Origin of the sequence: Paracoccus halophilus, from assembly GCF_000763905.1 — a bacterium.
GTDB lineage: Bacteria > Pseudomonadota > Alphaproteobacteria > Rhodobacterales > Rhodobacteraceae > Paracoccus > Paracoccus halophilus.
This window is the reverse complement of the sequence record NZ_JRKN01000086.1, coordinates 1-1,563: the sequence shown is the minus strand read 5'-3', so window position 1 is coordinate 1,563 and position 1,563 is coordinate 1. Positions and strand designations below refer to the sequence as shown.

1 protein-coding gene is annotated in these 1,563 nt (G+C 62.3%); it reads right to left on the bottom strand.

Annotated features, from left to right (window positions below; genetic code table 11):
• Positions 1-102 precede the first annotated feature (102 nt).
• Positions 103-1,392 carry a tyrosine-type recombinase/integrase gene (locus IT41_RS19180; RefSeq protein WP_036744387.1) on the bottom strand — a complete coding sequence of 430 codons (1,290 nt, stop codon included), beginning with the start codon at positions 1,390-1,392 and terminating at the stop codon, positions 103-105.
• Positions 1,393-1,563 lie beyond the last annotated feature (171 nt).

Here is a 1,563-nt window from a genome sequence, read left to right as displayed (position 1 = left end):
GTGTCCAGCCCGGCGCTGCGCAAATCTGGGTCCGCGAATCGTCCGCACATGCCGCACAGGATCGCGGTGTCGCGCCAGGCCGTCAATTAGCGCGGACTATCATCAGAGCGCAATTGCAGCCAGGAGAGAGTGGACATATTCCATATCCCCTCCCTTCCCATACCTTTCCCGCTTCAAGCCGTGCCCGAGTATGTCCCTTCTGATCCGCTCATCGATCCCGGCCGTCAGCATCCGATCCTCGAACGCATGGCGCAGCGAGTACATCGAATGATCATCGGTTTCGAGCAGCCCGTTCTCGGTCAGGAACTTGTTCACCGTGGCGCTCAGCGTCGCGCTCTTTTGCGCATAGGTGGGAAAGCCGCCGGGCAGCGCCCGGATGGCCTCGAGGCTGATCCCCGTCAGGGGAACATATCGCTCGCTGTGGCGGTTCTTCAGGTGGCGCAGCGCGTTCGGCTGGATCAGGATATGCGGCACCTTGCCGTCGAGGCGGATTTCCCCGGGCAACAACCCTGCGATCTCTGACGGCCGCACGCCGGTGTTCACCATGGCCAGCAGGATCGTCCGCGCCTCGGTATTGAGCCCGTCCAGTGCGCCGGGGGCCAGCAGCTTGTCCCGGATCCAGTCGTCGCTGAACGGAGGCCGCGTCGCCTTCTTCCCCTTGCTGGCCGACAGCGCCAGCCCATCAGTCTCGAACCGCAGCGGGATACCCTTGGCCTGGGCCACGGCGCGCCACATGGATCCGAGATAGATGAAATCCTTGTTGGCCGATTCCGCCTTGACCTTGCCGGCGGCGACGCGCTCCAGCCATGCCGCGCGGAACGTGAACATATCGTCTGTCGTCACGTCTGCCAGTTGCTTGTTGCCGACAGCTGCGATGAAATTCCGGGTCGCCTTCAGCCTCGGCGCCCGGTGCCGGCGCAGCTGATCGGCGCTTTTCCCGACCAGGCGATCACCGGCCACCTTGTAGAATTCATCGAAGGCCTGCTGCACGGTCATCGTCGGGGCCGGCACAAGACCAAGCGCCGCCTCGGCCTCCTTCATGTCGAGCCGGCCGCGCTTGTCCAGCGCGGATTCGATGCGTTGCAGGATTTCCTCGATCGGCAGGCGCGCGACTTCGGGCGCGTCGAGATATCGATACCCCCGGCGGTGCGCCAGACGGCGCGCGGCCGCCATTCGGGAATCGCCCTCGGCGTTCTGGCCGTCAAGCTTGGCCTCCCATGCCTCGATCATCTGCGCCCACATCTCGGTGGCTTTCCGCTGCGCGGTCTCGAAGCTGTCGGTGAACAGGCAATGCTGAACGAAGCCCCGAGTATCGACCGAAGCGTAGCGGGAGGGAACCCTGCGTCGCAGGTAATAATGCTCTCCGCGCAAGATGGGGACGGGTTTTTTCATGCTGCGATCATGCCTTTGTCGGAGCCCGAATCAAGTATTGACGAGCACCAATTTGTCACCCAATATGTGCACCAATACAAGCCAATTCCCACCATGCCAGCAGGATGCCGGAAGTGAATAACAGCAAAATAAATGCGTTATGCTCGAAAATCGCGGGAAAATTGGCGGAGA